This window comes from Chryseobacterium mucoviscidosis (genome assembly GCF_002177115.1).
Taxonomy (GTDB): domain Bacteria; phylum Bacteroidota; class Bacteroidia; order Flavobacteriales; family Weeksellaceae; genus Chryseobacterium; species Chryseobacterium mucoviscidosis.
Map to the genome: position 1 here is coordinate 264,228 of NZ_MVAG01000057.1, position 22,393 is coordinate 286,620.

General features: G+C 36.5%; 19 protein-coding genes. 12 read left to right on the forward strand and 7 right to left on the reverse strand.

Annotation, left to right across the window (positions count from 1 at the left end; all coding sequences use genetic code 11):
• Positions 1-63: 63 nt before the first annotated feature.
• From B0E34_RS02315 to B0E34_RS02340, 6 genes are all read right to left on the reverse strand, one after another.
• On the reverse strand, positions 64-2,730 hold the full coding sequence (locus tag B0E34_RS02315) for an ATP-binding protein (RefSeq protein WP_371263834.1): 2,667 nt from the start codon (positions 2,728-2,730) through the stop codon (positions 64-66).
• A complete protein-coding gene (locus B0E34_RS02320) occupies positions 2,723-2,917 on the reverse strand; it encodes a hypothetical protein (protein WP_076393592.1) in 195 nt (64 codons plus the stop codon). The genes B0E34_RS02315 and B0E34_RS02320 overlap by 8 nt, the downstream gene beginning before the upstream one ends.
• Positions 2,918-2,995: 78 nt before the next feature.
• On the reverse strand, positions 2,996-3,223 hold the full coding sequence (locus B0E34_RS02325; RefSeq protein ID WP_087706420.1) for a DUF6814 family protein: 228 nt from the start codon (positions 3,221-3,223) through the stop codon (positions 2,996-2,998).
• 43 nt (positions 3,224-3,266) lie between these two features.
• On the reverse strand, positions 3,267-4,847 hold the full coding sequence (locus B0E34_RS02330) for an MFS transporter (RefSeq protein WP_087706422.1): 1,581 nt from the start codon (positions 4,845-4,847) through the stop codon (positions 3,267-3,269).
• A gap of 237 nt (positions 4,848-5,084) precedes the next feature.
• A complete protein-coding gene (locus B0E34_RS02335) occupies positions 5,085-6,464 on the reverse strand; it encodes a porin (RefSeq protein WP_087706424.1) in 1,380 nt (459 codons plus the stop codon).
• 191 nt (positions 6,465-6,655) lie between these two features.
• On the reverse strand, positions 6,656-7,072 hold the full coding sequence (locus tag B0E34_RS02340) for an IS1/IS1595 family N-terminal zinc-binding domain-containing protein (protein ID WP_087706425.1): 417 nt from the start codon (positions 7,070-7,072) through the stop codon (positions 6,656-6,658).
• Between the two features lie 160 nt (positions 7,073-7,232).
• Here B0E34_RS02340 and B0E34_RS02345 point away from each other — a divergent pair, with 160 nt between their 5' ends.
• The 8 genes from B0E34_RS02345 (at position 7,233) to argH (ending at position 16,865) form a co-directional block, all read left to right on the forward strand.
• Positions 7,233-7,829, forward strand: a complete 597-nt coding sequence (locus B0E34_RS02345; RefSeq protein WP_123956507.1) for a GNAT family N-acetyltransferase — start codon at positions 7,233-7,235, stop codon at positions 7,827-7,829.
• Positions 7,801-8,988 (forward strand): argininosuccinate synthase, encoded by a 1,188-nt coding sequence (argG, locus tag B0E34_RS02350; protein WP_087706427.1) that lies wholly within the window; start codon positions 7,801-7,803, stop codon positions 8,986-8,988. The genes B0E34_RS02345 and argG overlap by 29 nt, the downstream gene beginning before the upstream one ends.
• Positions 8,989-9,241: 253 nt before the next feature.
• Entirely contained in the window at positions 9,242-10,207 is a 966-nt protein-coding gene (argC, locus tag B0E34_RS02355) for an N-acetyl-gamma-glutamyl-phosphate reductase (RefSeq protein ID WP_087706485.1), read from the forward strand.
• A gap of 598 nt (positions 10,208-10,805) precedes the next feature.
• A complete protein-coding gene (locus B0E34_RS02360; RefSeq protein ID WP_087706429.1) occupies positions 10,806-11,945 on the forward strand; it encodes an aspartate aminotransferase family protein in 1,140 nt (379 codons plus the stop codon).
• A gap of 282 nt (positions 11,946-12,227) precedes the next feature.
• Positions 12,228-13,199 (forward strand): Rossmann-fold NAD(P)-binding domain-containing protein, encoded by a 972-nt coding sequence (locus B0E34_RS02365; protein WP_087706487.1) that lies wholly within the window; start codon positions 12,228-12,230, stop codon positions 13,197-13,199.
• Positions 13,200-13,254: 55 nt separating this feature from the next.
• Complete coding sequence (gene argB, locus B0E34_RS02370; protein WP_087706431.1) at positions 13,255-14,049, forward strand: acetylglutamate kinase; 795 nt, start codon at positions 13,255-13,257, stop codon at positions 14,047-14,049.
• Complete coding sequence (locus tag B0E34_RS02375; protein ID WP_087706433.1) at positions 14,024-15,106, forward strand: M20 family metallo-hydrolase; 1,083 nt, start codon at positions 14,024-14,026, stop codon at positions 15,104-15,106. The genes argB and B0E34_RS02375 overlap by 26 nt, the downstream gene beginning before the upstream one ends.
• 454 nt (positions 15,107-15,560) lie before the next feature.
• Positions 15,561-16,865 (forward strand): argininosuccinate lyase, encoded by a 1,305-nt coding sequence (gene argH, locus B0E34_RS02380; RefSeq protein WP_087706435.1) that lies wholly within the window; start codon positions 15,561-15,563, stop codon positions 16,863-16,865.
• 128 nt (positions 16,866-16,993) lie between these two features.
• On the opposite strand, the gene B0E34_RS02385 is transcribed toward argH, so the two are convergent.
• Positions 16,994-17,455: an Lrp/AsnC family transcriptional regulator gene (locus B0E34_RS02385; RefSeq protein ID WP_076393695.1), complete on the reverse strand. Its 462-nt coding sequence runs from the start codon at positions 17,453-17,455 to the stop codon at positions 16,994-16,996.
• Positions 17,456-17,619: 164 nt separating this feature from the next.
• Here B0E34_RS02385 and B0E34_RS02390 point away from each other — a divergent pair, with 164 nt between their 5' ends.
• The 4 genes from B0E34_RS02390 to B0E34_RS02405 are packed head-to-tail and all read left to right on the forward strand — an operon-like array spanning position 17,620 to position 22,286.
• Positions 17,620-18,606, forward strand: a complete 987-nt coding sequence (locus tag B0E34_RS02390; protein ID WP_087706437.1) for an L-histidine N(alpha)-methyltransferase — start codon at positions 17,620-17,622, stop codon at positions 18,604-18,606.
• A 21-nt stretch (positions 18,607-18,627) separates the two neighbouring features.
• The gene (gene egtB, locus B0E34_RS02395) at positions 18,628-19,809 is read left to right on the forward strand and encodes an ergothioneine biosynthesis protein EgtB (RefSeq protein WP_087706439.1); all 1,182 of its coding nucleotides are present in this window, start codon (positions 18,628-18,630) and stop codon (positions 19,807-19,809) included.
• Positions 19,810-19,818: 9 nt separating this feature from the next.
• The gene (locus tag B0E34_RS02400) at positions 19,819-20,724 is read left to right on the forward strand and encodes an ABC transporter ATP-binding protein (RefSeq protein WP_087706441.1); all 906 of its coding nucleotides are present in this window, start codon (positions 19,819-19,821) and stop codon (positions 20,722-20,724) included.
• Positions 20,724-22,286, forward strand: a complete 1,563-nt coding sequence (locus B0E34_RS02405) for an ABC transporter permease/substrate-binding protein (protein ID WP_087706443.1) — start codon at positions 20,724-20,726, stop codon at positions 22,284-22,286. The genes B0E34_RS02400 and B0E34_RS02405 overlap by 1 nt, the downstream gene beginning before the upstream one ends.
• Positions 22,287-22,393 lie beyond the last annotated feature (107 nt).

Here is a 22,393-nt window from a genome sequence, read left to right on the forward strand (position 1 = left end):
TTATTTCCATAGGTTTTACCTACGGCTATTTAAATTGAACCCTTCGGGTTCCCCTCCTCCTTCTTATTCTTTTGGCAGAGCGATTGTAAAAGTCACGCCCAATCCGCTGTTTTCTGCTTTTATGGTTCCGCCCTGTGCTTCTGTGATTTTTTTTGAAATAGCCAGTCCCAGTCCGCTTCCTGTAGGTTTTAAAATATTTTGATTTTTCGACTGATAAAATTTATCAAAAATCATTTCCAGATCCTCTTCGGGAATATGTTTTCCGGTATTGAAAATTTTAATGATTAACCCATCTTCTGTTTCTGATAATTTGGTCTGAATAGTTCCCTGTTCATCCGTAAATTTCAAAGCATTTCCTAAAATATTCTGAAAAAGCTGAATCATTCTCGCTTCATCATATTTAAATAAAAACTGATTGAGAAGATTAACTTCACTCAGATGGATATTTTTTTGCTGAATAAGATGCATAAGAGGATTGACTGCTTTTTTGTACGTTTCAAGAATATTATTTTCCTGAATGTGCAGTACGATTTCGCCATGCTGCAATTTGTCCAGATACAGAATATCGTTGATGATTTCACTCAGCCTGTCGGATTCTGTGATGATGTTATTTAAAAATTCCTTTTTAATTTCCAAAGGAATATCGTCATCATCGGCTAAAATTTCTCCGGCGGAACGGATGGCGGTAATCGGAGTTCTTAATTCATGGGCAACAGAATCCAGAAAATCATCTTTCTGACGGTCTTTAATGATGAGGTTTTCATTGGCATTTCTCAGATCATCGGATAATTTCTGCAGCTCTTCCGATTGTTCGGTAAGCTTTTTATTAAGCGTGATGGTTTCTTTTGATTCTTCAAGAATGTTTAAAACTTCCTTTAAAGAAATTTTATCTTCTTTGGTTACCCCTTCGATAAGGATTTTGGCAGAAGCCGTTCCTATTCTTCCGGCAAGAAGATTTTCCGAGAATTTAATAAATCTTGAATCGGCGGTTTCCGTCTGCGAATCAATATTATATTTTAAATTAAAAATTCTTAATGCCTGTTCCGTTTTGTTTTTACCTAAAAATCGTTCCAGAATATTTTTAATGTCCGAAACGTAGGCTGTTCCGCGCCAGATAAAAGCATTTTCGTGGTTTTGAATGTACTTATCAATGTCTACATACAATTCAGCGAAATTCCTTTCACGGTAATTGCCTTTAGTGCTCACCGAAATAATGGAAAATAAAGCAGTATTCACTAAAAGAGACCAGAAGAAAATCTGTGGAATTCTTCCTAAAAAGGAAATCTTGAAAAAATCAAAAACATCGTATAGATCTCTTAAAATACCTTTAAATTCCTGATTGTAAGAGAAATAATATTGTGGAATAATCAATCCGAAATAGCAGATTGCCAATCCTGCCAATAAACCGATAACAGCACCTTTATAACTCCCTCGTCTCCAGAAAATAGCTCCGAAAAAAGCAGGTGCCAATTGAGCAATGACAACGAAAGAAATAAGCCCGACAGAATCCAGCGAAGTTTTTAAAATAAAATATTTATAAAAACCAAAAGCCATGATAATCAGTGCGAAAATGCTGAATTTCCTGATGTTGGTGATATTTCTGGTATTCTGAACTTCGTTTTCAGACTTGAACTTTCCTAATAATCCGTAAGGAATGATAAGATTATTGGAAAGCATGATGGATAAAGTGATCGCGGAAATAATAATCATCGAAATGCATGAGCTCAGACCTCCCAAAAAAACCAAAACTGTAATTAAAGTATTGTCAAAATACTGCGGAATCAGGATAGAGTAGAACTCCGGATTGACATTCTGTCCGTTAAAAATCAGTCTTCCTCCCCATGCAATAGGAAAAATGAAGATCGTAAAAATCAATAAATACAGCGGAAAAAACCAAATGGCTGTTTTGATGTGTTTTTCCTGTCGGTTTTCTACGATTGCGGTATGAAACTGTCTTGGAAGAATACAGATTGCTGTTCCGGAAATCATGCAAAGCACCATCCAGTTCATCGCACCTTCAATACCGTTGAACGTATTTTTTTCTTTAAAATCCTTAAAAAGACTTGCCTTTTGGTAAATATCTGAGAATCCGTCAAATGCAAAGTAAATAACGAATAATCCTAAAATAATGATAAAGAATAGTTTAAGAAAACTTTCCAGTGCAATGGCGGAAATTATTCCCAAACGTTTCTCGGAAGCATCGACATAACGTGTTCCGTAATAAGATGAAAATAAAGCAATTAAAACAACAACGAAAGTTGCATTGTCCGTTAAAATGTTTTTAGAAATCGCTGTTTTGGTCACCAGATGGAAGGTTTCAGAAATAGCCTTGATCTGCAAACCAATGTACGGAACAATTGCCAGAAGACAAACCACCGTAATAATCGCGCTGAAACTTCTGCTGTTCCCATATCGTAAAGAAATAAAATCCGCTAAACTGCTGATCTTATTCACCCTTGAAATTCTTACAATCCTTGTGTTGATATAGATCCAAGCAGGAATTACCATAATCGGTCCCACATAAATCGGAAGATAATTAAGTCCGCTTGTTGCCGCCACACCAATGCTTCCGTAGTACGTCCATGCGGTACAGTACACGGCGAGAGAAAGCGCGTAGATGTAAGGATTGTTGATCCAGAGCTTGCTCTTTTTCTTCTCCGCCAGATGAGCGACTAAGAATAAAAGTGCGAGATAAAACAAAACTACGGTAAATAAAGCGAAACTACTCATCATACTTTTTTACGATTACAAAAGAAATAATGATGGAAACCATCCAGACAGCGAAAATATAAACCAGAATCATCGGGTAACCGAAAACTTCCCGGTCACTGTTGAACAGCAACGAAACAGGAATGCTGAAGGCAATCAGAAGTCCGATGCTCAGAATGATCAGTTTTTGTTCGTGTCTTTTTTTCATATATGATAATTAAATGAATGATAATTGATGGTCTGACATTTTTGTATCATCAATCAATTATCATTCATCATCAATAGATTAAACTTTATCGTCAGAATATTCCCCGATCAGTGCATAGTAGCCAAAAATTGCCATTCCGCCGGAAATAATCGGTATCAGTACACAAAGGATAATGATCCCGAAAACCAGATCTTCCTGTTTTCCTGAGGTGATTTTGGGAATTCCCATTACTGTAATTCCGAAATATCCTACAACTAATGCAATGGCGATCCAGAGTACGCCTAATATTTTTTTTAGTCCGTTCATTTTAGTAGTTTTAAAATTAATAAATTTTTAAGTGATTCCGGGCTTAATCGTGAATATTATTGTTCTTATTTTTAAGATAAATTAATCCGACTAAAAGACAGACTCCAGCAACGCCTATCGGATACCAAAGTCCTTCCAGATACCATTCAGGATGTCCTCCTTCTTTTCCTGTGGTTACGAGATAAGTGGCAACAGCAGGAAGCAGTCCTCCGAAAACTCCGTTTCCGATATGATAAGGCAATGACATTGAGGTGTAGCGGATTCTTACCGGGAACATTTCAACTAAAAATGCCGCAATAGGACCGTAAACCATCGTTACAAAAATCACCTGAATGAAAACTAAAAATACAAGATACCATTTTGTGCTGTCGTTGATCTTTATCGATTGAGTTACCTTCGGTTCTTCAGCTTTTCCGTCTTTCATCACAGGTCCGGTCGGAGACCAGTGTACAATGCTGTCTTTTTTAGCTAAAGTTCCGTCTGTGAAAAGAGTTTCTTTATGAAAAGTAATTAAACTGTCCGTCGCAATTTTGTCATGAATTTTTGACGTTCTTTTTTCAACCAGACCACTTTCTGCAATGGTTTTGGATTTTAAATCAACGCTTTTAAACATCCTGTCATAAATCGGTCTGTACGCTAAAATCGCGATCAGCATTCCGGTCATCATGATTGCTTTTCTTCCTACTTTATCAGAAAGCCATCCAAAGAAAACGAAAAACGGAGTTCCTAAAAATAATGCGGTTGCCATTAAATAATCCACCTGAATCGATTCAATATTCATCACTTTCTGAAGGAAGCTCATGGCATAAAATTGTCCTGTATACCAAATTACCCCTTGTCCCATGGCTGCCCCGAATAAGGCAAGAAGAACAAATTTGAAGTTCAGTTTGTTTCCGAAACTTTCTTTTAATGGATTTTTAGAAGTCTTTCCTTCACTTTTAGCTTTGGCAAAAAGCGGAGATTCTTTCATGTTTTTTCTGATGATGTAAGAAACACCCACCATTAATATCGAAATCCAGAACGGAACTCTCCATCCCCAACCGTCAAATTCCTCAGTGGAAAGAGTGGTTTTTGTCACCATAATTACAATAAGTGAAATGAAAAGTCCGGCTGTTGCGGTAGTCTGGATCCAAGAAGTCCAGTAGCCTCTTCTTCCGGGCTGTGCGTATTCTGCAACATAGGTCGCAGCTCCTCCGTATTCACCTCCTAAAGCCAATCCCTGAAATAATCTTAAAATTAATACCAAAACAGGAGCCATAAATCCTATGGTTTCATAACTGGGAATACATCCGATAAGGAATGTAGAAAATCCCATAATCAGTAAAGTAACCAAAAAAGTGTATTTTCTCCCTATAAGATCTCCTAATCTTCCGAAAAACAGAGCTCCGAAAGGTCTCACGACAAATCCTGCGGCAAAAGTAGCTAATGTAGATAAAAATGCTGCAGTAGGATTATCTGCCGGGAAAAATTTAGTAGCCAGTACAACGGCAAGACTTCCGAAAATGTAGAAATCATACCATTCGATTAGTGTTCCGAGAGATGATGCTGTAATGACGCTCCAGATCGTACGATTCTTTTGCTTATCAGTCATATTCTCGTAGCTTATTTCATTGTTATCGCTCATATGCTTTAATTTTTGATGTTAGTTTAAATTGATTGGATTTTGATAGTTTTTGTTTTTTATCGCAAGGGCGCAAGGAAAATTTTAAATGCTTTATGTTATAAGGCGCAAAGATTTTATCTTCGATAAAATTTAAAAGGGACTTGCTGAAAATCTTTGATTTTCTTGCGTCTTAAAAACGTTCTGGTTTAAAAAAGCTTTGCGTCTTTGCGATTGTAAAAAAAATAATGATTAATATTTTTATAAATAAATCTGGAACTGTACAATGAATTCCCCTTTTGAAGAAGGGCTTTCCGTAGGACTTGTATAAACTGGTCTTGTTGAATATTGCGTGGTAATTTTCGCATGATGACCGTCTATGAACCAGTTTGCACCCACATCAAACTGTGACGAAGATTTGTCAAATGCTTCAAAATTCTTGTGAGTATATGCTGCGAAAGGCTGGATTCTGATTTTCGGCTTTTCTGCCTGACTTGGTAAAAGCAATCCGGCTTGTGCGTAGATAATATTCCCTGTTCCGATGGTCGGCTGCAGATTTCCTACTCCTGCAATGGCTTTGCTTCCCGTGAAATTCGGATCAGAAGCAGCGATATTCATAATTCCTAAATTTCTCACGTAATTCGGACCAAACTGATAATTGTAATAGCCTGCGTAAGCGGAAACTGCCATTTTATTTTTAGCATTTCCCAAAGGAATATCTGCAAAAGCATCTACAGCAACAAGCGTAATGTCATGCTTTTCAACAGTGGAATTTACAGAAGTTCGTGTTCCATCTTTCTGGTGGTAAAACCCTGCGCCAAGATTAAAAACTTTTTTAGTTCCCAGATAAGAACCTACTTTGAAAGGCAGTACATTGGATTCTTCATCTAAAAACTGATATTCTACATATCCTGCTTTTGAAAAATTAGGATTTCCGTTATTGTCTACGGCAACCGCTTTGGCCGGATCGGTAACATTTACCGGAGTTAAATCCGTTGCAAAAGGCTTGTTTAAACTGAAACGGTATTCCAGTTTTCCGTATTTACCTTTGGCAAACATTCCCAGTTGTCTTGCAAACTGATCAGAATTATCAATTAATGGCCATGTAAAAATAGGGGAGTCAACCGTAAGGAAGTTTAATGTTGAAGCCATCGTCATTCGGGAAAGTCCCATGTAGTAATGCAGTCCCGCTCCTAAAGACAAGGTAAATTTTCCTGCTTCTCCGGGTAGAAATACAGCGTATTCATTCCATGCATCATGAAAAAAGAGCTGCGGTTTTTTACCATTTCCATAGCCTCCTGTTCCTGAAGTTCCCGAACCGCCTCCATTGATAAATGTCTGATTGTTAATCCCAAAATGCGCTAAGATCATATATCTTTTGGAAATCTGAGCGTACGCCAAAGTACGTAATCTCCTGTTTCCCAGACTCCATGAATTGTCTGTGGGTTCTCCGCCAACCATACTTCCCGGATTCATCTGCGTGTTCCTCAACCAAAACTGATCCCATAAAATGAACCTGACATATTTATCGCCCTGCTGATTGAGATTAATTTTTAATCCGCTTCCATAATCAGGCGAACCTTGAGCGTGTAAAGAATTGCTGATTAAAGCTAATCCAATAAAAGTGATTAATTTCTTCATAAATTATCAATTTTTGGCGTTGTTTTTTGTGAAAGCCAAATTGTAATTAAAAATTTATTTAAAGAAATTTAATATATATTAATGGTAAGTATATAGATAGATCTTAAAGTTCTAAGTTTTGAGTTTAGTATTTATTGGTATTGAGCAGGATTTTAAATTCTCAACTCATTTATTTTCAATTGATTTTAAAATTATTTCTTAAATCTTTCCCATTTTATCAGCATATATTTGTCTGCAAACTGAGTGATAATTAATCCTGAATTTTTCAGATTTTCTTCTTTACTCATATAGTCAATCAGCTCATTTTGTTTTAGGATTTTATATACCGGATGAAACTCAGAATGAGGAGGTCTTGTAATATTGTATTTCTTGATCCATGAACTGATCGTCACATGAGAAACGCCAATAATTCTTTCAATTTCACGAAAACTTAATCCCTCGAGATAAAGCTGTAAAGCTTTGGTTACGTAGTAATCGTCTATTTGTTTCCCCAGTTTTTTTACTGTGAAATAATAGTTGCAATCTTTACATAGAAAGCGTTGTTTGCTGTTTACAATTCCGCTTTTAACCACTTTGTCTGTGTTGCATTTCGGACAGCGATTTTCCATAACTATATCTTTTTAGCAAATATATAATAATTTAGCAAAATATTAATTTCGTGTAAAGATAAAATTACCTGTATATTAATTTAATTCAATAAAAATATCTTTTTTATTTGGTTTTAAAAGAAATTATATTTTAAATTTGCCAAAAAATTTAGATAAATAAATGGAAATAGAAATTTCCTCATCCATGCATCTGATGTATGTGAGTGAAATACAGCAGGAAATGTACGATTCTGCACAGCGCAGAGGAACGGGGATTGCCAAACGTTCCATCGAGTATCTCAGTAAAAAAATTACTGAAGGTAACGCTGTAGTCGCCATCGATAAAGGAAAGTGGGTAGGTTTCTGTTATATAGAAACATGGTCTCACGGTCAGTTTGTTGCCAATTCCGGGCTTATTGTCTCTCCCGAATTCAGGCATTTGGGAGTGGCAACCTTAATCAAGGACAAAGTATTCGCTTTATCCCGAAAAAAATACCCAAACGCTAAAATTTTCGGATTAACTACCGGTTTAGCAGTAATGAAGATCAACAGCGATTTAGGATATAAACCCGTTATTTATTCTGAACTTACTCAGGATGAAGAATTCTGGAACGGCTGCAAAAGCTGCGTGAATTATGATATTTTAATGAAAAAAGAACGGAAAAACTGTCTTTGCACAGCAATGCTTTTCGTTCCCGATAATACAAAAAACAGCACTGAAAATAATCAGTCTGAAAACCGATACAATAATGAGCAAGAAAGTAGTTTTAGCATTTAGCGGAGGTCTCGATACCTCTTACTGCGCCAAATATCTCAGCGAAACACTGGGATATGATGTGTATGCAGTTACTGTAAACACCGGAGGTTTTTCCAAAGATGAAGAAAAAGAACTGGAGAAAAAAGCCCTGAATCTTGGGGTAAAAAAATACAGGTGCGTTGATGCTCAGGAAGATTATTACAATTCTTGTGTAAAATATCTGATTTTCGGTAATGTTCTGAAAAACAATAGCTATCCTCTGTCTGTAAGTGCGGAGCGTACCATTCAGGCGCAGGAAATTGCAAAATATGCGATTGAAATCGGCGCGGATGCAATTGCGCATGGAAGTACGGGAGCAGGAAATGATCAGGTTCGTTTTGATCTCATTTTTCAGGTAATGTGTCCGAGTGTAGAGATCATTACGCCAATTCGTGATATGGCTCTTTCCCGTGAAGAAGAAATTGAGTTTTTGAAAAGTCACGGCTACGAAATGGAATTTCAGAAAGCACAATATTCTGTTAATAAAGGACTTTGGGGGACTTCAGTTGGGGGAAAGGAGACGCTGACTTCAAGAAATTACCTTCCTGAAGAAGCTTTTCCGTCACAAATTAAAGAAAATCAACCCTCTGAACTGGAAATTGAATTTAAAAATGGCGAAATTATCTCTGTAAACGGAGAAAGTTTTGAACATCCGGTTTACGCGATTCAGAAAATCGAAGAATTGGCTTCGGCTTACGGAATCGGTCGTGATATTCACGTAGGAGATACCATTGTCGGAATCAAAGGAAGAGTAGGTTTCGAGGCGGCAGCAGCTTCAGTGATAATCAAAGCTCATCATTTATTAGAAAAACATACGCTTTCAAAATATCAGCAGATGATGAAATCCCAATTGTCAGATTGGTACGGAAACTGGCTTCACGAGGCACTTTTCTTAGATCCTGTGATGAGAAATATCGAGTCTTTCCTTGTTGATTCTCAAAAAACAGTCAGCGGAAAAGTATTTGTAACCCTTCATCCTTACCGATTTATTTTGAATGGAATTGAATCTCAGCACGATTTGATGTCGGACAAATTCGGAAGCTACGGAGAAGCAAACAGGGCATGGACAGGCGAAGATGTAAAAGGCTACACAAAGATTGTAAGCAATTCTTTAAACATATATCATCAGATTAATAAATAAAATTTGGGCAGCTTTATCCGCCTGTAGTTTATCCTGAGCTTGTCGAAGGATCACAATCTTTTATTCGTCGTTCCTCCTCATAAAAGGATTTCCGTTCAAGTCGGGCTGCAAGAGAGTCGAAGACCAATGAACCCGAAGGGTTCAATACGAATAGCCGTAGGTAAAACCTATGGATTAAAAGATCAATACAAACAAAGAACCCGAAGGGTTCAATACAAATAACCTTAGGTGAAAACCTATGGAAAATAATAAAATGAAAAAGAAAATTGGAATCATCGGAGCCAACGGTTACACAGGAAGCGAACTGGTTCGTCTGTTGGTTTTTCATCCCAATGTATCATTGAGTTTTTTATATAGCCGTTCAAATTCGGGAACAAAAATTTCAGATTTGTACCCGGATTTAACGACGGTTTGTGAAATGGTTTTAACGGATCAGTCTGAAGAAGTCGATATTCTGTTTCTATGCCTTCCTCACAAAGAAAGTCAGAATTGGCTAATTCAGAATTTTGTAAAAGATGAAACATTGGTGATTGATTTAGGAAACGATTTTCGCCTCGATGGAAACTTTGGAAACAGAAATTTTATCTACGGATTACCTGAAATCAATAAAAAACAACTTTCAGGGGCGAAAAGCATTGCCAATCCGGGATGTTTTGCAACAGCAATTCAACTCGCTCTGCTTCCTTTAGCTCAAAAAGGGTTGTTGAATGAAGTGTATACAACAGGAATCACAGGTTCCACAGGTGCGGGTCAGTCTTTACAGGCAACCACGCATTTTACATGGAGGAACGATAATATTTCGGCGTATAAAACTTTAACACACCAACATGTGGATGAGATTTTACAACAATTAGTCTCTTTTAATACCAATGAAATCAGTCTGAATTTTATTCCATGGAGAGGAGATTTTGCGAGAGGAATTTTTACAAGTTCTACCGTGAAAACAGATGCAGAACTTTCACAGATCTATCAGTTGTTTGAAGATTTTTATGCAGATGAGCCTTTTGTACAGGTAAGCGGAAAAGCAATTGATTTAAAACAAGTTGTCAATACCAATCGCTGTGTGATACAGATTGAAAAATGTGGGAATGTTACGGTCATTCACTCAGCGATTGACAATTTGTTGAAAGGCGCTTCCGGACAGGCGGTTCAAAACATGAATATCGCCATGGGTTGGGAAGAAAATTTAGGATTAAACTTGAAAGCGACAGCGTTTTAAACGTGAATAGTCAATAGGTCACTCGTGAATTTTTACAACTCAATCAAAACCGACCTAGGAAAATGGAGCGTTAAGAAAATTGAAATTTAATCCGTTAAGAAATTCCCACTGTTTGAGCACGAGGCAAATTTTCAGTCGAAGAACAAATCTTCAATTCGTGCGAGTTTTGGGAATTTTAGGATTTAATTTAAATTTTTAGCGGAAGTTTCCAAGTCTTGAATTTTTGTTTCTTTTGTTTCAAGACAAAAGAAATTAATTAAAAAAAGGAAAAAATTTAGGATTGACCTTAAAACCGACTTAGGAGAATGTAGTGTTAAGAAAAATAGTTTTGTGAACGTTAAGAAAATTCTACTGTTTGAAGCGCGAAACGAATGTAGAACCGAAAAACAAATGCTGATTTCACGTAAGCTTTAGAATTTTTAGAGAACAGAAATATTTTTTAGCGGAAGTCTCCAGTCTTGAACTTTTGTTTCTTTTGTTTGACTACATCGAAATAGTATTAATCGACTGAAAGGAGATAATCTTCGATTTCAAGGCAAAAGAAAAGTATAAGCAGATGAATCATTCATCAAACATCAATTATCATTTATAAATAGACATGAATTTATTCAACGTATATCCATTATTCAACATCAATCCGGTAAAAGCACAGGGATCATTTCTGTGGGATGATAAAGGAGAAAAATATCTTGATTTTTACGGAGGTCATGCGGTGATTTCCATCGGTCACAACCATCCCCATTATCAGACTCAGTTAAAAAATCAATTAGATAAAATATCTTTCTATTCAAATTCGGTTCAGAACGAGTTACAGACTGAGCTGGCTGAAAAATTAGGAAAGCTTTCAGGTTTAGAAGATTATAATCTATTTTTATGCAATTCAGGAGCAGAAGCGAACGAAAATGCTTTAAAACTGGCTTCTTTTCACAACGGAAAAAACAAAGTGCTATATTTTTCAGGTTCCTTTCATGGAAGAACTTCTGCAGCCGTTTCGGTGACGGACAATCCTAAAATTGTAGCTCCGGTAAATTATGATGAAAGATTCATTAAGTCTGAATGGAACAATATCGAACAGCTTGAAGAAGTTTTTGAAAAACAGGGAAATGAACTTTCATCCGTCATCATTGAAGGAATTCAGGGAGTGGGCGGAATTATGATTCCAACAGTTGAATTTTTAACTAAAATCAAAGAATTGTGCGAAAAATACAATGCTGTCTTGATTTTGGATGAAGTTCAGTCGGGATACGGAAGAAGCGGTTATTTCTTTGCTCATCAGGAATTCGGGATTGAAGCAGATATCATTACCACTGCAAAAGGAATGGGAAATGGTTTCCCGATTGGTGGTGTTTTAATTCATCCGAAATTTCTGGCAAGCAACGGTTTATTGGGGACGACTTTCGGAGGAAATCATTTGGCTTGTGTAGCTGCAATTGCGGTTTTAGACGTCATGAAAGATGAAAATCTCATCGAAAATGCTCAGAAAATGGGCAAATATATTGAAAATGAAATTAAAGATTTTTCACATATCAAAAACATCCGAAGGAAAGGTTTGATGATTGGGATTGAACTCGACAGAGATTGCTCGGAAGTGAGGAACAGCCTGTTATACCATCATCATATTTTCACAGGAAACTCTAATGATAAAGCAGTCTTAAGGATTCTTCCGGCACTTAATATTAAAAAAGAAGAAACGGATCTATTCATAAATGCTTTGAAAGAAGTATTGGAGAATATTTAAATAGTGAAAATTATGCGGAATGTCAATCTGACGAAGGAAGAATCTATTAATTATCAAAAAGAGATTCTTCACTACACTTTGCTTTGTTCAGAATGACAAACACAATTATCATTAGCTGAGTAGAACGCCCTTGCGAACGAAAATATTTTCAAGTTAAATAAAAAAACTTCGCGAGCCTAGCGTTAAAAACTCAACCAAGTAGGTAAGATAAAAAATCTTTAAAATTTATTTAAAAACGAAATGGATATTCCATTTGTCAATTGGAAAAATAAAAATTACCAAATGAAAAAATTCACCTCTGTAAGCGATGTTAAAAACTTACAGCACATTATAAAAAAAGCATTACAAATTAAAGAAAATCCTCTTTCGGAACCCGAAAAAGGAAAAGGAAAAACAATAGGACTTGTCTTTTTAAATTCAAGTTTGAGAACCCGTTTAAGCAGTCAGATCGCGGCTCAGAATTTAGGATTAAATGTTTTAACCTTAAATGCAGCTCAGGAAGCATGGAATCTGGAATTTGCAGACGGAGCAGTGATGAACGGAAATACGGTAGAACATATCAAAGATGCGATTGAAGTATTAAATCAGTATTGCGATATTATTGCAGTTCGCTGTTTTGCAGGAATGAAAAGTAAGGAAGATGATGTAAACGAAAGCATTTTAAGCCAGTTTGAGCAACATGCAAAAGTTCCGGTTATTTCTCTGGAATCTGCAACACGTCATCCTTTGCAAAGTCTGGCAGATTGCATCACCATTACCGAAAACTGGAACTTCGATAAGTTTAGTGTAAAAAAGAAGCCAAAAGTGGTTTTAACCTGGGCGCCTCACATCAAGCCGATTGCTCATGCGGTGGGGAATTCCTTTGCAGAATGGATGCAGGAAATGGATGTAGATTTTGTCATCGCCAATCCGGAAGGGTATGATTTAGATAAAAACTTTACAAAAGATGTGAAAGTTATTCATGATCAGGAAGAAGCATTGAAAGATGCCGATTTTATCTATGTTAAAAACTGGTCGTCTTTTGATGATTATGCTAAAATGCCTGAAGTAAAAGACAATTGGATGTTGACGAATGAAAAACTGGAAAATACCAATCAGGCAAAGGTAATGCACTGTCTTCCGGTTCGCCGTAATGTAGAGTTGAGTGATAAGGTGATGGATGGTGAAAATTCAATCATTTATCAGCAGGCAAAAAACCGGATTTTCTCTGCGCAGGCTGTTTTTTCTGAAATTTTAGATGAATTGAATTCTTAATAAATCAAACCTCATAGGTTTTTAAAACCTATGAGGTTTCCAAAAAAGATTTGTAATGAAAGAAAAGTTATACATCATAAAAATTGGCGGAGCGTTAATTGATGACGAGGAATTATTAGAACAGTTTTTAGAACAGTTTTCTGAAATTCAGGAAAAGAAAATTCTGGTGCATGGAGGAGGAAAACTAGCAACGACTTTAGCTGACAAACTGGGAATTGAGCAAAAGCTTGTAAACGGAAGAAGAATAACCGATAAAGATACGTTGGATATTGTTGCAATGGTTTACGCGGGAGGAATCAATAAAAATATTGTGGCAAAACTTCAGCAGAAGAAATGTAAAGCCATTGGTTTTTCGGGAGCGGATGCAAATTTAATTAAAGCCAAAAAAAGAGAACACGCTGAAATAGATTTCGGATTTGTGGGAGATATCACCGAAAAAAGCGTGAACAGGAAATTAATTTCAAAATTGCTGAAACTGGAACTTGTTCCTGTATTTTCGGCAATTACCCATGATAAAAAAGGGCATCTTTTCAATACCAATGCAGATACGATCGCTTCGGTAATTGCACAGGCTTTATCCGTAAAATATGATGTTGAATTGTTGTATTGTTTTGATAAAGAAGGTGTTATGGAAGATATAAACAATCCGGAATCGGTTATCAAAAATATTTCCGAAGAAGAATTTTCAACCCTAAAAGAGGACGGAAAACTTCATAAAGGAATTCTTCCCAAACTGGAAAATGCTTTAGGAGCAGTGAAAAATAATGTCAATAAAGTATTTCTCATTAAAGAAACTCAACTGAAAAACCATATAGAAAACCATCATGCAGGAACTGAAATCTGTTTATAGCAAAGAAGAATTGCGGGATAACGCGGTTGAATTATTAAAAAAGCTGATTGAGATTCCGTCATTCAGCAAGGATGAATTTAACACGTCGGTGGAAATTGAAAATTTTTTCAAAAAACATCAGATTCCGACAAAACGTTTTAAAAATAACATTTGGGCGGTAAACAAAAATTTTGATGTTTTCAAGCCGTCGATTTTGCTGAATACCCATCACGATACCGTAAAACCCAATAAAGCGTATACTTTGGATCCGTTTGTTCCGATTGAAAAAGACGGAAAATTATTCGGATTGGGAAGTAATGATGCGGGAGCCTCATTGGTTTCTATGGCGCAGGTTTTTTTACACTTTTATGAAAAAGAAAATTTACAATATAACTTAATTATAGCTTTGACGGCAGAGGAGGAGATTTCAGGTTTTGACGGTATTGAAGCGCTTTTCCCCCAATTACCGAATATTGAACTCGCCATTGTAGGAGAACCCACGCAGATGAATCTGGCGATTGCTGAAAAAGGACTTTTGGTAATTGACGGTGAAATGAAAGGCACTCCTTCTCACGCCGCTCATCCGAACAATGATAATTCGATTGTAAAATGTATGGAAGATTTGCAGAATATTCTGAATTTCAGATTTCCGAAGGTTTCAGAGTATTTGGGTGAGGTTAAAATTACCTTGTCAGGAATTCATGCCGGAGTTCAGCATAATGTCGTTCCGGAATCCTGTACTTTCACTTTAGATGTAAGAGTTACGGATGAATATTCCAATAAAGAAGCATTTGAAATCATACAATCTCAGATGAAATCTACATTAACCGCAAGATCGTTCAGATTAAATTCTTCAAAAATCGAAATAGATCATCCTTTTGTACAGGCGGGATTAGCGATTGGAAGGACATCGTACGGTTCGCCAACTTCATCGGATCAGGCGATCATTCCGTGCACTTCCGTAAAGCTCGGACCGGGAGACAGTACCCGTTCTCACACCGCGGATGAATACATTTACATAAAGGAAATAGAGGAGGGAATTGAGATTTACATCAAGATTTTGGAGAAAGTTTTATAGGCTGGAAGTAGGAAGAGGGATGATGGAGGTTTATGAAGCATAAAAATATCGACCTAGGAAAATGAAGCATTAAGAAAAATAATTTTATGAACGTTAAGAAAATTCTACTGTTCGAAGCGCGAGATAAATATTGAACCGAAGAACAAATTTTGAATTCGCGCAAGTTTAGAATTTTTAGAGAACAGAAATAATTTTTAGCCGGAGTTTCCAGTCTTGAATTTTTGTTTCTTTTGTTTGACTACGTCGAATCTTCGATTTCAAGACAAAAGAAAACATAAAAGAAATATATTCAGTTATGTCATTCTGAAAAAAACGAAGTGGATTGAAGAATCTTTAATTTTAGATAGATTCCTCCTTCGTCGGAATGACAAAATCAATTAATAAAGGAAGATATAAAAGTTGGTTATAAACATCCGTCACCCAACTTCCATCTTCCATCAAAAAAGAAATTTTTATGAAAAAAATATGGCAGAAAGACGATAACGCCACCAATATATTAGTCAATACATTCACAGTCGGGAAAGATCTTGATTTTGACGAACGTCTGGCAAAATACGATGTCAAAGGTTCAATGGCGCACTGCAAAATGTTGGCAGAAGTAGGGATTATTTCCAACGAAGAATCAGAGCAAATGTTATTTGTCTTATCAGAAATTTTAAATAAGATCGAAAACGGAACTTTTGAAATCGATAAAAATGCTGAAGATATTCATTCCCAGATTGAATCAATTTTAATTGAAAAATTAGGTGATACCGGAAAGAAAATTCACACGGCACGTTCCAGAAACGATCAGGTTTTACTGGATATCAAATTGTATTTATTGGACGAAATCCGTGAATTGACAGCATTAACGGACGAATTCTTTCAGATATTAATCAAACTGGCGGAACAGCATAAAAATGTGTTGCTTCCTGGATATACGCATTTGCAGATTGCGATGCCTTCCTCATTCGGATTGTGGTTTGGAGCCTATGCAGAAGCATTGTTGGATGATATTGAAATGTTGTTTTCAGTTAAAAATATTATCAATAAAAATCCATTGGGTTCTGCGGCAGGTTATGGTTCATCGTTCCCGATTGACCGTGAGAGTACAACATACAATTTGGGCTTTCAATCGATGAATTACAATTCCGTGTATGCTCAGATGACGCGTGGGAAGTCTGAAAAAATGCTGTCGATGGCAATGGCAACTTTAGCCGGAACATTAGGAAAATTCTCTTATGATGTTTGTCTGTATTTAAGCCAGAACTTTGATTTCATCAGCTTTCCGAAGGAATTTACTACAGGAAGCAGCATTATGCCTCACAAGAAGAATCCTGATATTTTCGAGTTGGTTCGTGCGCGCTGCAACAGAATACAGTCGTTACCGAATGAGTTTATTTTACTCACGAATAACCTTCCTTCAGGCTATCACAGAGATATGCAGCTTACGAAAGAAATCCTTTTTCCTGCGATTGATTCCTTAAAAGAATGTCTGGAAATTTTAAATTATACATTACCCAATATTCAGGTGAAAGACGGGATTTTGGAGGATGAAAAATATAAATATCTTTTCAGCGTAGAGAAAATCAATGAAGAAGTAAAAAACGGAAGCTCATTTCGGGATGCTTACATAAAAGTAGGGCAGGAGATTGAAAATAATGCGTTCGATTTTGAAATTCAAAATTTAAACCATACGCATCAGGGAAGTATAGGGAATTTGTGTTTGGATAAAATAGAATATCAGTTTAATAAGCTGAAAAATAAATTGTTGGGTTGATTTATTTTAAACCATTAAGATTCATTTAAGGAGTTAAACAAAATTAAGAGATATAGGATTTTTTAATATAATTCGCTTCAAAATCTTAAATTCGCTTAACTTCTTAATTAAAATCTTAATGGTTCAATTTAACCCAGATCAATCTTAAACTTCGTAGACTTCTTCACCTCATGCAACACAATAGAACTGTGATATTGACCGATATTCGGGATGTTTGAGATAACATTCACCGTAAAATCATTATAAGAATTAATATCTTTTGCAATAATTTTCAGCATATAATCGTATTCACCGGAAAGACTGATGATTTCCTGAACTTCATCATGCTGCATAATGTTCTTTTCGAACGTTTCCAGAACTTTTTTAGACTGTTCTTTAAGACGCACATTGCAGTAAACCACAATATTTAAGCCCAGTTTTTCACGGTTTAAAAGACCCACATATTTCTCAATAATTCCCTGTTTCTCCAGTTGCTTGATGCGTTCGTACGTCGGAGTGAAAGTAAGACCAATTTTTTCCGAAATTTCTTTCACCGAAAGTGTAGAATCTTCCTGAATAATACTGAGAATCATCCTGTCTTTTAAATCCATATAGTCTATTTTGAATGGTAAATATACAATTTTATAAAAATTAAAACTAAATTTTTTGTGTTTTGAACTCAAAAATCCCTTCATAAACAGACCGAATATTAATCTTTGTATTTTAGGCAATGGCAAAATAATTGCTGTAATCTGCGTACGAAATCCAGATTAATATGAACCGAAATACGACTACGGCAACAACTTCATTGGCTGATTACGACCCCCATCATAAATTTAAAAGTGAAATTTTAGACGGACTGAAAGAGGAGCCTAAACATTTATTATCCAAATATTTCTACGATAAAAAAGGAGATGAGCTTTTTCAGCAGATCATGAATATGCCGGAATATTATCTCACCGATTGCGAACTTGAAATCTTTACCGGAAAAAAGAGGGAACTCGCAAACGCGATACGAGCATTCGACGAACCTTTTGATCTGGTGGAACTCGGAGCAGGAGATGCTACAAAATCCTCTCATCTGCTTGAATATCTTGTAAAGCAAAACGCAGATTTTACTTATATGCCGATTGATATTTCCGCAAATATTATTTCAATTTTGGAGGGAAATCTTACTTCAAAAATTCCGGAGCTTCAAATGACAGGTCTTAATGGAGAATACTTTGAAATGCTCGATAAAGCAAACAAAATTTCTTCCCGCAGAAAAGTCATTCTTTTTTTAGGAGGGAATATTGGAAATATGGAAATTGAAGAAGCCTATCAGTTCTGTAATGCATTGAAATCGAGACTCAATCCGGATGATATTCTTCTCATTGGTTTTGATCTGAAGAAAAATCCACACACCATTCTTGCTGCCTATAACGATAAAGCGGGAATAACGGCATCGTTCAACCTTAATCTTTTAGATAGAATTAATGAGGAGCTGGACGCAGATTTTAAAACGAATCAGTTCAAACATTACCAAACTTACGATCCGCTTTCTGGAGCCTGCAGAAGTTACCTGATCAGTCTGGAAGATCAGTCGGTACATATTGAAGAGGAAGAGGTAAACTTTAAGGCAAATGAAGCTATTTATATGGAAATTTCTCAGAAATATTCGGAAAAAGAAGTCGATATAATGGCAAGAAAAACAGGTTTTAAACCGTTAAAACAGATTTCGGACACCAAAGGCTGGTTTGTGGATGCAATCTGGAAAGTCTAATTTAAATTAAAAGCTAAAACGATGATCGAACAGAATACACTAGTCAAAGAAAAACAGTTGCTTGAGAATTACTGCAGAATCAGAGCGCGGTCTGTAGAAATATGCGAACCGCTTGAAACAGAAGATTTTGTAGTTCAGCCTGTTGTAGATGTAAGTCCTCCGAAATGGCATTTAGGACATACGACATGGTTTTTCGAAACTTTTATTTTGATCCCGAATCTTGATGGTTATCAGGTGTTTAATTCACAATACAATTTCGTTTTCAACAGTTATTATGAAACCATTGGCGCAAGAGTAATCCGGACTGACAGAGGAAATTTAAGCCGCCCTTCCGTTGCAGATATTTTTCAGTACCGGGAATATGTCGATGAACAAATGGAAACTTTTCTTTTAGATAACGACTTATCCGATGATCTTCAAAAACTGTTTGAATTAGGTCTAAACCACGAACAGCAGCATCAGGAATTGTTACTGACTGATATCAAATATATTCTGGGTCATAATCCTTTATTTCCCGCTTACAACGAAAATTTTCCGTTAGAAAAATCAGAACCCGAAAATTTTGAAATGCTTTCTTTTAAGGAAGGAATTTATGAAATAGGATTTGAAGGAGAAGGATTTTGTTTTGATAATGAACTGAACAGACATAAAGTATATCTCAATGATTTCCAAATCTCAAACCGATTGGTAACCAATTCAGAATATCTGGAATTTATGAATGACGGAGGATATGAAAATTTCAGACATTGGCACGCGGAAGGTTGGGACTGGGTTAAAGAAAACCATGCAAAAGCTCCCTTATACTGGCATTTTATTGAAGGTAAATGGATGCATTACACGTTGAACGGTTTAAAAGAGATCATTCCCGACAAAGCCGTTTGTCACATCAACTTTTTTGAAGCATCGGCTTTTGCCTCTTGGAAAGGAATGCGTTTACTTACCGAAGCGGAATGGGAAGTCGCTTCCGGAAAATTTGACTGGGGAAAACGCTGGGAATGGACAGGAAGTGCTTATCTTCCGTATCCAGGCTTTGCAAAAGAAGAAGGAGCAGTAGGAGAGTATAACGGAAAATTTATGGTCAATCAAATGGTGTTAAGAGGCGCTTCATTAGCAACACCAAAAGGACACAGCCGGAAAACATACAGAAATTTCTTTCCCACATCACTGCAATGGCAGTTTACAGGAATCCGACTGGCTAAATAATTCCCATTGATGATTACGGTAGAATCTGTTTCCAAAAGTTTTAAAAATCGTCCCGCAGTGGACGATATTTCCTTTGTTGCCCATGAAAAGGAAATTCTGGTATTGCTGGGAACAAGCGGCTGCGGAAAAACAACTACTTTAAAAATGATCAACCGGCTTATTGAGTCAGATTCGGGAAGAATTTTAATCGATGGTAAAAATATCAAGGATCATAACGTTGAGCAACTGAGAATGGGAATCGGTTATGTCATGCAGAGTTCAGGTCTTTTTCCCCATTATACGGTTGCCGAAAATATCGCCGTCGTTCCGAAACTTCAAAAATGGAACTCAAAGCAGATTAAAGACAGAACGGAGGAGCTTATTCAGAAATTACATTTATCCGGTGATGTTTTAAACAGGTTTCCCCATGAATTAAGCGGCGGACAACAGCAGCGCGTCGGAATAGCCAGAGCTTTAATCGCCAATACTCCCGTCCTACTGATGGACGAACCTTTCGGAGCATTGGATAATATAACGAAATCCGAGATTCATAATGAGTTTAAAACGCTGAATGAGCTTAAAAATAAAACCATCATTCTGGTAACCCACGATGTATCTGAAGCTTTCGAATTGGGACACAGAATATGTCTTATGGATAAAGGAAAAATAATACAGATCGGAACCCCGAAAGAAATGATTTACCGTCCTGCGAATGAGTTTGTGAAAAATTTCTTTGCCAATAACCGTTTGACATTAGAATATCGAATCACGAAAATTTCAGATCTGCAGTTTAAAAATGTTTCAGAAAAAAGATTTGATGAAGATCAGAATATCTGGAATGTTTTGCAGGATCTCAGTACAAATTTCGGAGATGCTGAACTTTACAACACAATTACAGCTTCTTTTAATGAATACCGACAAAAACAGTTGACCTGATGCAGCAAAGTTTATGGCAGTTTCTTGTTGAGCAGCAACACAAGATCTATATTCAGGTGATCCAGCATTTGGGATTAACCTTTATAGCCCTGTTGTTGGCAATTGCTGTCGGTTTGCCGTTGGGAATTTTCATCAGCCGGAAAAAGAAATTAGCCACTCCGGTTTTAACGGTTGCCGGAATTTTACAAACGATTCCAAGCATTGCCTTGCTCGGTTTTATGATTCCCGTTTTCGGGATCGGACCGCAACCCGCCATTGTCGCACTGTTAATTTACGCTTTATTACCCATCATCCGAAATACGTATACAGGAATTTCGGGAGTAAATGACAATATCATTGAAGCGGCAAAATCTTTGGGAATGACAAAAAACCAGTTACTTCTGAAAGTAGAATTACCTTTAGCAATGCCGGTTATCGTTGCCGGAATAAGAACTGCCGCAGTAATCAACGTTGGAGTCGCAACATTGGCTTCTTTTGTTGCAGCGGGAGGTTTGGGAGAATTTATCTTTGGCGGAATTTCCCTGAATAATTCTAATATGATTCTTGCAGGAGCAATTCCAGCCGCTTTACTGGCGGTTATTGTAGATCAGATGATTGCTTTTGTTCAGAAATCAGAATATCGTACAATCAGAAAAATGATATGGATTATTCCTTTACTGCTGATTGTTGCAGGAGGAATTTATTTTTGGAATAAAAACTCATCAACCCAATTAAAAGCAGGTTTTACCCCTGAATTTATGGGAAGAAAAGATGGAAATATCGGCTTGAAAAAGATTTATCAATTAAATGTGAATCCTAATGTTGTTAATGACGCTCTCATGTACAAAGCTCTGTATGAAGGCAAACTAGACCTTATCAGCGGATATTCTACCGATGGAAGAATAAAAGCATACGATCTTTTGGTTCTTGATGATGATAAAAAAATATTTCCGCCTTACTTCGCTGCTCCTATTATTAAAGAAAAAACGTTGCAGAAATATCCTGATCTCGAAAAGACGCTCAACCTTCTTTCAGGAAAAATCAATGATTCCGTGATGACCGAACTGAACTATCAGACAGATTATCTTCATCAGGTTCCTGAAAAAGTAGCAAAAGAATTTTTAATCAGGAATAATCTGTACAAAGCACCTCAAGAAGCAGGAAATCAAACCGTCCGGATCGGATCAAAAATTTTTGGAGAACAATATATTCTTGCCGAAATCTACCGAATGCTCATCGAAGGAAACACAAACTATAAAGTTGAAACCAAAACAGGACTGGGCGGAACAAAAATCTGTTTTGATGCCTTAATGAATGACGCCATTGATTTTTACCCGGAATATACAGGTACCGGATTGCTGGTTCTGCTCACTCCGGATCATAAAACGATTGAAAGTGTGACCAAAAGCCCTGATCTTACCTATCAGTTTGTACAAAATGAATTCATCAAAAAATATAAAATCCGCTGGCTGAAACCCATTGGATTTAATAATGCTTATGCGCTCGTTATGCGAAAAAAACAGGCAAATGAGCTCAAAATAAAATCCATAACAGATTTAAAAAACATGGAGACCGGAAAATAATTTCCGCTGTACTAATTTTAAATTTAACCACAAAAGATACAAAAGACTTTATTGGATTTATTTAAAGTATTTCAAAAGTCTGCAAAGAGAAAAAATCTTTGATTTTT

Bases quoted from the DNA above. Each gene is read 5' to 3' on its own strand.
- B0E34_RS02330 (WP_087706422.1), bottom strand. From the start codon at position 4,847: ATGAGCGATAACAATGAAATAAGCTACGAGAATATGACTGATAAGCAA.
- B0E34_RS02325 (WP_087706420.1), bottom strand. From the start codon at position 3,223: ATGAACGGACTAAAAAAAATATTAGGCGTACTCTGGATCGCCATTGCA.
- B0E34_RS02320 (WP_076393592.1), bottom strand. From the start codon at position 2,917: ATGAAAAAAAGACACGAACAAAAACTGATCATTCTGAGCATCGGACTT.
- B0E34_RS02360 (WP_087706429.1), top strand. From the start codon at position 10,806: ATGAATTTATTCAACGTATATCCATTATTCAACATCAATCCGGTAAAA.
- argG (WP_087706427.1), top strand. From the start codon at position 7,801: ATGAGCAAGAAAGTAGTTTTAGCATTTAGCGGAGGTCTCGATACCTCT.
- B0E34_RS02400 (WP_087706441.1), top strand. From the start codon at position 19,819: ATGATTACGGTAGAATCTGTTTCCAAAAGTTTTAAAAATCGTCCCGCA.
- B0E34_RS02315 (WP_371263834.1), bottom strand. From the start codon at position 2,730: ATGAGTAGTTTCGCTTTATTTACCGTAGTTTTGTTTTATCTCGCACTT.
- egtB (WP_087706439.1), top strand. From the start codon at position 18,628: ATGATCGAACAGAATACACTAGTCAAAGAAAAACAGTTGCTTGAGAAT.
- B0E34_RS02365 (WP_087706487.1), top strand. From the start codon at position 12,228: ATGAAAAAATTCACCTCTGTAAGCGATGTTAAAAACTTACAGCACATT.
- B0E34_RS02390 (WP_087706437.1), top strand. From the start codon at position 17,620: ATGAACCGAAATACGACTACGGCAACAACTTCATTGGCTGATTACGAC.
- argH (WP_087706435.1), top strand. From the start codon at position 15,561: ATGAAAAAAATATGGCAGAAAGACGATAACGCCACCAATATATTAGTC.
- B0E34_RS02345 (WP_123956507.1), top strand. From the start codon at position 7,233: ATGGAAATAGAAATTTCCTCATCCATGCATCTGATGTATGTGAGTGAA.
- B0E34_RS02405 (WP_087706443.1), top strand. From the start codon at position 20,724: ATGCAGCAAAGTTTATGGCAGTTTCTTGTTGAGCAGCAACACAAGATC.
- B0E34_RS02385 (WP_076393695.1), bottom strand. From the start codon at position 17,455: ATGGATTTAAAAGACAGGATGATTCTCAGTATTATTCAGGAAGATTCT.
- B0E34_RS02335 (WP_087706424.1), bottom strand. From the start codon at position 6,464: ATGAAGAAATTAATCACTTTTATTGGATTAGCTTTAATCAGCAATTCT.
- B0E34_RS02375 (WP_087706433.1), top strand. From the start codon at position 14,024: ATGCAGGAACTGAAATCTGTTTATAGCAAAGAAGAATTGCGGGATAAC.
- argC (WP_087706485.1), top strand. From the start codon at position 9,242: ATGAAAAAGAAAATTGGAATCATCGGAGCCAACGGTTACACAGGAAGC.
- argB (WP_087706431.1), top strand. From the start codon at position 13,255: ATGAAAGAAAAGTTATACATCATAAAAATTGGCGGAGCGTTAATTGAT.
- B0E34_RS02340 (WP_087706425.1), bottom strand. From the start codon at position 7,072: ATGGAAAATCGCTGTCCGAAATGCAACACAGACAAAGTGGTTAAAAGC.